The following is a 9,568-nucleotide window of genomic DNA, read 5'->3' as shown; positions in this document are numbered from 1 at the left end:
TTTTATCAAGGTGTATTTTTGAAGCTCGTTAACTGACAATAAGTTTACTCCATCACAGGAAATAGTTCTCATTGACACAAGTATTTATATCCCTTAAAATAAGCTTGTTAAAAGGTTGAATATGGTAACAGAGAGATTTTTGCAAGGGATTTTTGGCGTGGCCAACCCTGCTTTGCTTCACATATTTGTACATTAACAAAAGAATAGTGAAGGAGGTACAGACATTGAACCCATTGGGAATCGCCATCATTGTGATTGTGGCGGCAGTAGTGGGGGCAATCATGTTCATCCTTGGACAGAATAAAGAAAGAACCAATTATGCTCGGAAGGTAGGAACAGCTGAGGAGAAGTCCAGGGAGATTATTGATGATGCCATTCGCACTGCGGAGAACAAGAAGAGAGAAGCATTACTAGAAGCAAAAGAAGAAGCACTGAAGGCTAAGAATGAGCTGGATAAGGAAATTAAGGACCGTAGAAGAGAAATTTCCGACCTTGAGAAGAGAATTTTGAAAAGGGAAGAAAGCTCCGAGAAGAAAGCGGCAAACTTAGAGAAGAAGGAATCGGATCTCCAGAGAAAAGAGGAAGGATTACAGACCAGGGAAGGGGAAATCGAACAGCTTCATAGCCAGAAGCTGATTGAGCTGGAAAGAGTTTCCGGCTTAACCAAGGATCAGGCCAGACAGGAATTGTTGCATTCCGTAGAGGAAAGTATTAAGCACGATACCGCTTTATATATTCGGGAATATGAGGCCAGAGCCAAGGAAGAGGCGGAGAAAACCGCCAGAGAATATATCGTAGAGGCTATTCAGCGTTGTGCGGCAGACCAGGTAACAGAGTCTACCGTTTCCGTTGTACAGCTTCCCAACGATGAAATGAAGGGAAGAATCATCGGTCGTGAGGGTAGAAATATCCGCACTTTAGAGCAACTGACCGGAGTGGAGTTGATTATCGACGATACACCGGAGGCAGTGGTGCTGTCCGGTTTCGACCCGATTCGTAGAGAAGTAGCCAGAATTGCACTGGAAAAGCTAATTGTAGACGGCAGAATTCACCCTGCTCGCATTGAAGAAGTGGTGGAGAAGAGTCGTAAGGAAGTGCACGACAGCATTAAGGAAGAGGGAGAGTCTACTCTCCTGGAACTGGGGGTTCACGGTGTGCATCCGGAGCTGGTGTTCCTTTTGGGAAGAATGAAGTTCCGTACATCCTTTGGACAGAATGCTTTACAGCATTCTATAGAAGTTGCACAGATTTCCGGCCTTTTGGCGCAGGAGCTGGGCTTGGATGTTCGTATGGCTAAGCGTGCCGGTCTTCTCCATGATATTGGAAAAGCCATTGACCATGAAGTAGAAGGAACCCATGTGGATCTTGGTATTGAACTTTGTCAGAAATACCATGAGCCCGAACCCGTTATCAATGCTGTGGCATCTCACCACGGCGGAACGGAGCCCACATCCTTGACTTCCTTCATCGTGGCGGCAGCGGATGCCATTTCCGCAGCAAGACCGGGAGCCAGAAGAAAGGCTTTGGAGACCTATACCAACCGTTTGAAGGAATTGGAAGAGATTGCCAACTCTTATCACGGAGTAGAGAAATCCTTTGCGGTACAGGCGGGACGAGAGGTTCGCATTATGGTAGTTCCGGAAGAGGTGAGTGATGATGATATGACCATTATGGCCAGAAACATTTCTCAGCAGATTCAGGAGCAGATGCAGTATCCCGGCGTGATTAAGGTAAACATCATCAGAGAGTCAAGAGCGGTAGATTACGCGAAATAAGGCTTCGGCACAGGGTTCAAAAGAGCTTTGTGCCGTTTCTTTGATTTTCCGAAAGTTGCAATCCGCTATTTTTTATAGGCGGATTTGGGTAAAGAAGTAACGAGTTTAAGAGAAAATTGTCATATCCTAAGAAGTTCTTTCAATATTTTTTCTGATTCTCCACAGAATTTTTGTTAAAATTCCGGAGAGAAATAGAAAGGATAAGAAATACATTTTTGCTAAGTTAACAGACATATTGTTGGAATATGAGGTTCAAGAATGGGAAGAGAGATAAGAGAAGGAGAAAGAGGACATAAGAGAGGAAAGAAGAAATCCTCTGCCTTTCGCTTTATCCGGAGGCTGTTTCTGGGCAGTGTTTTGTTTCTGTTTGTGCTTTCTGTATTGGGCTATGTGATTTTTATCCGTCCGGAGGTGAATCGTCTCCGGGGGATTGCCTATGATAAGCTGGCAGGCAGCAATTTAAAGGATTTAACCAAGAGAGCGGATACGGTGGTTTTTGATACAGACGGACAGCAGCTTGGCACCATTAATGCCGGGCATTTTGTGTACGATAAAATCGAAGACATTTCCCCGAATCTGCAAAATGCCTACATCGCCCAGGAGGATCGAAATTTTAAAACCCACCATGGAGTGGATTATAAGGCCACACTTCGTGCGGTTTTTCAGCTGGTCAAAAATCGGGGAAGAATCACTCAGGGCGGTTCTACCATTACCCAACAGGTGGTGAAGAATACCTATCTAAGCCAGGAGAAAACCTTTACCAGAAAGATTGTAGAAATCATGTTGGCGCAAGAGCTGGAGAAGATGTACAGCAAGGCCGACATTATGGAGATTTACTGTAATACCAACTTTTACGGAAATAACTGCTACGGTGTGGAAGCGGCCAGCCAGTATTACTTCGAAAAGCCTGCAAAGGACTTAACGGTGGAAGAAGCGGCTATGTTGGCGGGGATTTCCAACGCTCCTTCCCGATATGAACCGGTGCGCCACCCTGATTTGGCTTTAAAGAAGCGAAATCAGGTATTAAAGTCTATGGAGACAGTGGGGTATATTACAGAGGCGGAATATGAGGAGGCCATCGGAAAGCCTTTACAGATTTCCCAAAATGTGCAGAAGGGTACGGATGAGGATTATATGAACTCCTATGCCCTCTATGCGGCTACCATCCGTATGATGGAGGTTAATAAATTCCCCTTTACCTATCATTTTGAAACCCAGGCAGATAAGGAAGCTTATCAGGATCAGTACGAGGAACAATACAATTTTTACAATCGGGAGCTTCGGGCGGGAGGATACAAAATCTATACCTCCCTGGACCCTAAAATCCAAAACATTTTACAGGAAACGCTGGACAAGGGGCTGTCCAAGTTTCAGGAGGTGCAGGAAAACGGAAAGCTTTCCATGCAGGGAGCCGGCGTAATCATTGACAATAAAACAGGTTATGTGGTGGCTACCGTTGGAGGAAGAGGCACCGAGGACAAATATAACCGTGCTTACTTAAGCTATCGTCAGCCCGGTTCCGCGATTAAGCCTTTGCTGGATTATGCACCGGCCTTGGACCTTGGAGAGTACAATGCGGCTTCCGTTATTGACGACCACAAATTTGAAAACGGACCCTCGAATTCCGGTGACCACTACTACGGGGCGGTTACCATGAGAGAGGCTGCCAACCGTTCCTTGAATACGGTGGCTTGGCAGATTTTGGACGGTATCGGTATTCAGAACGGTTTGGATTATTTGGAGAAAATGCATTTTTCCGGAATCAGCGTGAAGGATAACGATGCCTTGGCGGTTTCCATCGGCGGCTTTACCAACGGTCTTCGTGTGGTGGATATGGCGAAGGGCTATTCCACCCTGGCCAATGGGGGCGTATACAGCAATAAAACCTGCATTCTCAAGATTGAATCCGATAAAGACGGGGTGGTGGCAGATGAGAAGACCATCCAGAATACCCAGGTCTTCCGAGAAGATACCGCCTTTATTATGACGGACATTTTAAAGGGAACCATGAATACGGAGTATGGTACCGGCCGTGGTTTACAGCTGAAAAACAAGATGCCGGCAGCAGGAAAAACCGGAACCAGTAACGGCTCAAAGGATACCTGGTTCTGCGGCTATACCAAATATTATAGTGCGGCAATCTGGGTTGGCCATGATATGCCTGTGGAAATGCCGGGAATCTACGGTGCCACCTATGCCGGAAAAATCTGGAAAAATACCATGGATATTCTTCATGAGGATCTGGAGCCGGAGGATTGGGAAGTGCCGGATACTGTAGTCAAAGAGGCGGATGAAAAGTCCGGCATTACAGACTACGTTTCCAAGACCGCAAAGCAAAGAGGCGAAGAGAATCGGAAGAAGAAGGCGGAAAAGGAAACCAAGGCACAGATAGAGAAGGACATCAAGACCTATGAGGCTATGAAGATTCAGAAGCTGGAGGATGTCTTTACCGCCAGAACCCTTTTCGGAAAAATCCGGGATTCCTTAAATGATATTACGGATGAAAAATTCAAAAAGGAATATCAGGAGCGACTTTTTACAAAGCAAAAAGAGTTCCTGGTGATTGAGGATAAATGGAAAGACGAGATTGATGCTTACATTGCCAAGAAGGAAGAAGAATCCAGAGTACAGGAATCTATAGCGGAAAGTAAGGCAAAGGAAGCGGAGGAAAAGGCGCAGAAGAATGCCAAGCGAGAGTCCTTCTTATCCGCTCTGACCGGTTTACAGAGCTTAGAGTATAGAGACGGAGATACAGAGGCATTGATTAATGATGCTATCGAACGGTTGCAGGAGCTGAACGGTAGTGAAGACTATTACAGCTTGAGTCAACAGCTGGATGCGGCAATTCGCCGTGTTCGAAGCCTGCCCAAGAAGGAAGAAGAAACGCTGGAGAGTAAGAGTGGAGAAGGCTCTCCCTTCTATAGCGGCCCCGGACCGGGAAATTACCTGGGAGAGCGAGACAGCAACAACGGCCCGGGAGTAAGCCCATAGAGGGTTCTACGAAGGAACCGATTCGGGAGTAAGCCCATAGAGGAATCTACGAAGGAACCGATCCGGGAGGAGTTCTTAGGAAGGAAAATGGTTTATGGCAATAGGGAAAATTCATCCGGCTTGCAAACAGTATTTATGGGGAGGAGAAAAGCTAATCAGGGAATACGGGATATCCTCTCCTAAGACTCCCCTTGCGGAAGCTTGGGTGCTTTCCGCCCATCCGGATGGAGACAGTCGAATCAGCTTTTCCGACGAGTCGCGTTTTTCTGAAGGAGCGGCATCTTCTGAAGGGGCGAAGTCTTCTGAAGGAACGGAATCTTCAGAAGGAAGATTTTTTTTCGAAGGAACGACATCTTCTGAAGGGGGATTTTTTTCTGAAGGAGATAGTTGTTCCCATGGAGAAAGCTTTGCCGATTACCTTAAATCCCATCCTGAAGCAGCGGGTAGTTTGGGTAAAGCCTTTCCTTTTTTCCCAACGCTGATTAAACTGATTGATGCGAAGAAAGCCCTGTCCATTCAAGTGCATCCCGATGACAGCTTTGCTTTATCCCGGGAAGGGCAATACGGCAAAACGGAGATGTGGATCGTCTTGGAACGGGAGGAAGGCGCTTTTCTTTATTTCGGCTTTCAAAAAGACTATACGGAAGAAGAAATCCGAAGAGCGATAGAGGAGGAAAACTTTCCTTCTCTTCTTTGTAAGGTGATGGTAGAACCGGGGGATGTATTTTTCATCCCGGCAGGAACCGTGCATGCCATCGGAGCCGGTATCCTGCTTGCGGAAGTACAGCAAAACTCCAACCTGACCTACAGAGTTTACGATTACGGCAGAAAAGACGCCCAAGGAAATACCAGAGAACTGCATGTGGAGAAGGCTTTGGAGGTGATGGACCGAAAACAGCTTTCCTCTTATAGGCAAGAAGCATTCAAAAAGCAAGGAACAAAGGCGGTAGAAGAAAACGCGGCAGAAAAAAGCGCGGAAGGAAAAGACGCGGCAGGAAAAAACGTCTACCTGGAACGAATCGGTTCCTGTGAATATTTTACGGTAGACAGACTTTGCTTAGAGGACAATGCTTTCTATAGCGGAAAACTGACAAAAGAGAGTTTCCTTTCCCTCTTGGTTTTGGAGGGAGAAGGGGTACTTATAGAAGAAACTAAGTGCTGTGAGGACATGCATCAGGAAAGTTCTACGGAGTATAAACAGGAAAAATGCTCTTTCGCGGGGAAAAAGGAACAACGATTTGTGAAAAAGGGAGAAAGCTATTTCCTCCCTGCAGAAGAGGGGCAGTGGTCTTTGAAGGGGACAGGAAAGTTTTTATTGACTTTCCTTAGCGAAAAGGACTGCGTCCGGGAGGATTAAGCAGTTTAAAGTATTTAGTAACATTGAAGGAAGAAGCAATATTGAAGGAAGAAGCAATATTGAAGGAAAAAGCAGAATTCAAGGGAAAAGCAATATTCAAGGGAAGGGAAAGAAAAGTATGAAAGCAATTTCTGTAAAGCAAATGAGTTTAGCAGCCATTATGACAGCGGTAAGCTGTATCTTATCGCCGATTTCCATTAATATCGGGCCTGTACCGATTTCTTTAGGTACCTTTGCGGTTTGCCTATCGGTAACGATTTTAGGAAGAAATCTGGGAATGCTTTCTTATCTTTTATATCTCTTGCTGGGCTTCATCGGCTTACCGGTTTTTTCGAATTATGGTGCCGGTGTGGAAAAGCTTCTGGGACCCACAGGAGGCTATTTAATCGGAATGATTTTCCTTGCCTTTTTTGGAGGCTATGCAGTGGATCGTTTTTCCAAAAGTTTTATAAAGCAGTATCTGGGCTTGGCCTTCGGCATTGTCCTTTGCTATTTACTGGGGACTTTATGGTTGGGAAAGGTTTTGTCTATGGATTTTGGAAAGGCCTTATCGGTAGGCGTGCTGCCCTTTATTCTTCCGGATGCTGTTAAGGTCTTTTTGGCACTGGCTTTGGGAAGAAAAATTAGGAGCAGACTGTCCTTTTTGCAGGCAGAATAAAATTTTGGTATAGGGAGTAAGGATGGAAGGTCAATTTTCAAGAACCGAGCGATTGCTAGGGTCTGAGGCAGTGGAAAAGCTAAGTAAAGCGAAGGTAATTGTTTTCGGTATCGGAGGAGTGGGAGGCTATTGTGTAGAGTCCCTTGTGAGAAGCGGAGTCGGTCAAATCGATGTGGTGGATGATGATGTGGTTTGCTTAAGCAATTTGAACAGACAAATCATTGCCACAAGAGATACTGTAGGAAGAGCCAAGGTAGAGATTGCGGAGGAAAGGATTCATTCCATTAATCCGGACTGTAAAGTCCGAGCTTTTCGCTGTTTTTATTTACCGGAAACCAAAGATCAGTTTGACTTTTCTGCTTATGATTATGTGGTGGATGCAGTGGACACGGTGGCGGCAAAGCTGTCTTTGATTGAAGCGGCCAAGGAAGCGGGTGTACCGATTATTTCCGCCATGGGAGCAGGCAATAAGCTGAATCCCGCCGGGTTTAAGGTGGCGGATTTGTATGAAACCAGGATTTGTCCCCTGGCCAAGGTGATGAGAAGAGAATGTAAAAAAAGAGGAATAGAAAGCCTGAAGGTAGTGTATTCCGAAGAAATGCCCAGAAAGCCCATAGAGCCCATAGAGCAAACGGGGGCAGCTCAAACTGCTTCAGAGAGTTCCCACACCGAGCCAAGTGGAGCGGAAGCAGAGCTTCCCAAAGCTAAGGGGAAACGGTCTGTCCCCGGTTCCGTTGCCTTTGTTCCTCCTGTGGTAGGTTTAATTATGGGAGGGGAAATCGTAAAGGATTTACTACAGTAGTTCAGGGATTTAACGGAAGGTAGAGCATTATATTTTAGTTGAAACCGGAAAATCTTATGGCTTTTGGACTTATGATTTATCCCTTTAAAGACGAAAATCTTTAGATAGGATAAAGGAGTGGAAGGATGTCACTGAGAAAACCCAAGGATAAGGAACTGGAAAGCTATATAGAGAGCCATATCGAAGAAGCCATTGAAAAAGAGTGGATTCAGGTGTATTTGCAGACCAATATTCGTGGATTATCAAAGCGTGTCTGCGGAGCGGAAGCTCTATCCCGTTGGATAGATCCGGTATATGGGATGATTTCTCCGGGAGAGTTTATTCCAGTGCTGGAGAAAAAAAGAAAGATACATCTTCTGGACCGATATGTAATGGAAACAATATGTCGGGAGCTTGGAGAAAGAAGAAGGCGAGGACAGTTTATCGTACCTATTTCGATGAACTTTTCCCGTCTGGATTTTGACGTACCCACACTTCTTCAAGAGATGGAAGAAATCATGGAGCGGAATTCCTTGCCGAGAAATTATGTTCACATTGAAATTACGGAAAGTGCCGTAATGGAAAATGAAGCCTATATGAAGGATACGGTAAGAGAATTGCACACTCTGGGCTATAAGGTATGGATGGATGATTTCGGCTCAGGATATTCTTCTTTGAATCTCTTAAAAGAGTTTGAATTTGATACTTTCAAGATTGATATGCGTTTCCTCAGTGATATGGGGAAAAAGTCTCTTATTATCATTTCTTCCATTCTGTATATGGCGAAGGAAATTGGAATTCATACGGTAGCGGAAGGTGTGGAAACGGAAGAGCAATTTCGTTTTTTGAAGGTGGCAGGTTGTGAAAGAATGCAGGGCTATTATTTTGCAAGACCTGAAGCCATGAAGGAGTGGTTTGTTTCCATGGAAGAAAGCTACGAAATGGAGACGGAAGAAGATTGCTACCTGTACGATGAAATCGGCTTTGTCAATATTATCAGTCCCGTGCCCTTTGATTTGGAACGCTCCGATTCTTCCCCCAGCATTCACGGCTTTGAAACAGGTCAGCCGGTGGCGGTTATGTCGGAGATTGATGGGGTATTAAAACACTTGAATTTTACCAAGCCATATCGAAAGAATCTTTTGGAGCTGGGGTATGAGGGAACGCATCAATTTCAGGATTTGTTAAATGACAGGTCCATTCTTTTTACGGATAAAATGCGGGATATTATGGATTTAGCCAGGAAATCCGGAAGAATTGAAGCCATGGATTTTTTATCCGGGGGTAGGCATTGTCAATTTCAGACCAGACTGGTAGCCCGAAAAGGAAATAAAAATATCTTCTTGGTGCGCTTGGATATTCTGTCTAATATCAGAAGATTTCAAAAGAATAAGGAGTTTCAGGAGGCCTTAAGCCCGCTGTATACCGTCTATGATATGGTTTTTGTTTTTGATTTAAAGGAGAACTTGCTAAATCCGGTTTATGTCAATGAAATCTATGAAGGGGTTCATGAGAGCAGCAATCTTCGGGGAGAAATTGAAAAGTTTGTGGAAAACAAGGTCTATCCGAAGGACAAGGAAGCCTGCTGGCAGTTCTTGAATCCTGATACTATGGCGAAAAGAGTGGAAAGTGCGGAGAAGGATTTTATTTTGGCGTATTTCAGGAGCAAAAATCGTAAGAACGAATATGTATGGAAGCGTTTCGTCTTAATCCGTTCTCATGAGCGCTCAAAGCAGGAAAGGGTGATTTTCGGTATTCATACCTTGAATATGGATAAAGTATCTATGATGCATAAAGAAGATCAACAAATCATTCAAGAAGAGGATTTTTTTGATCGTTAGAAATCTTTGTATGGGTGTAGAGTATTGATGTGTGTAAGTGTAGAGTATTATGTTTAAGTTCGGAGTAGTACCAATTAGATATAGGGGAACAGAGTAGGGGAAAGTTTTAAGAAAGACTAACTATTAATAGTCAAGCATAAGATTAAGATTTTTAGAATAAAATAC

At 44.6% G+C, this 9,568-nt stretch carries 6 protein-coding genes; all 6 read left to right on the top strand.

What is annotated here, in order from left to right; translation table 11 throughout:
• Positions 1-224 precede the first annotated feature (224 nt).
• The 6 genes from rny (at position 225) to ACO4PX_RS05860 (ending at position 9,403) form a co-directional block, all read left to right on the top strand.
• The gene (rny, locus tag ACO4PX_RS05885; protein WP_040649297.1) at positions 225-1,775 is read left to right on the top strand and encodes a ribonuclease Y; all 1,551 of its coding nucleotides are present in this window, start codon (positions 225-227) and stop codon (positions 1,773-1,775) included.
• Positions 1,776-2,033: 258 nt separating this feature from the next.
• Positions 2,034-4,766 (top strand): transglycosylase domain-containing protein, encoded by a 2,733-nt coding sequence (locus ACO4PX_RS05880; RefSeq protein WP_472447362.1) that lies wholly within the window; start codon positions 2,034-2,036, stop codon positions 4,764-4,766.
• 94 nt (positions 4,767-4,860) lie between these two features.
• Positions 4,861-6,123 carry a type I phosphomannose isomerase catalytic subunit gene (locus tag ACO4PX_RS05875; RefSeq protein WP_485571966.1) on the top strand — a complete coding sequence of 421 codons (1,263 nt, stop codon included), beginning with the start codon at positions 4,861-4,863 and terminating at the stop codon, positions 6,121-6,123.
• Positions 6,124-6,241: 118 nt separating this feature from the next.
• The gene (locus tag ACO4PX_RS05870) at positions 6,242-6,781 is read left to right on the top strand and encodes a biotin transporter BioY (protein ID WP_304069277.1); all 540 of its coding nucleotides are present in this window, start codon (positions 6,242-6,244) and stop codon (positions 6,779-6,781) included.
• A gap of 22 nt (positions 6,782-6,803) precedes the next feature.
• Positions 6,804-7,583 (top strand): tRNA threonylcarbamoyladenosine dehydratase, encoded by a 780-nt coding sequence (locus tag ACO4PX_RS05865; protein WP_485571965.1) that lies wholly within the window; start codon positions 6,804-6,806, stop codon positions 7,581-7,583.
• 125 nt (positions 7,584-7,708) lie between these two features.
• A complete protein-coding gene (locus tag ACO4PX_RS05860; RefSeq protein ID WP_485571964.1) occupies positions 7,709-9,403 on the top strand; it encodes an EAL domain-containing protein in 1,695 nt (564 codons plus the stop codon).
• Positions 9,404-9,568: the final 165 nt, after the last annotated feature.

It is taken from the genome of Oribacterium sp., from assembly GCF_057249185.1.
This window is presented reverse-complemented; position numbering and strand designations above follow the sequence as displayed.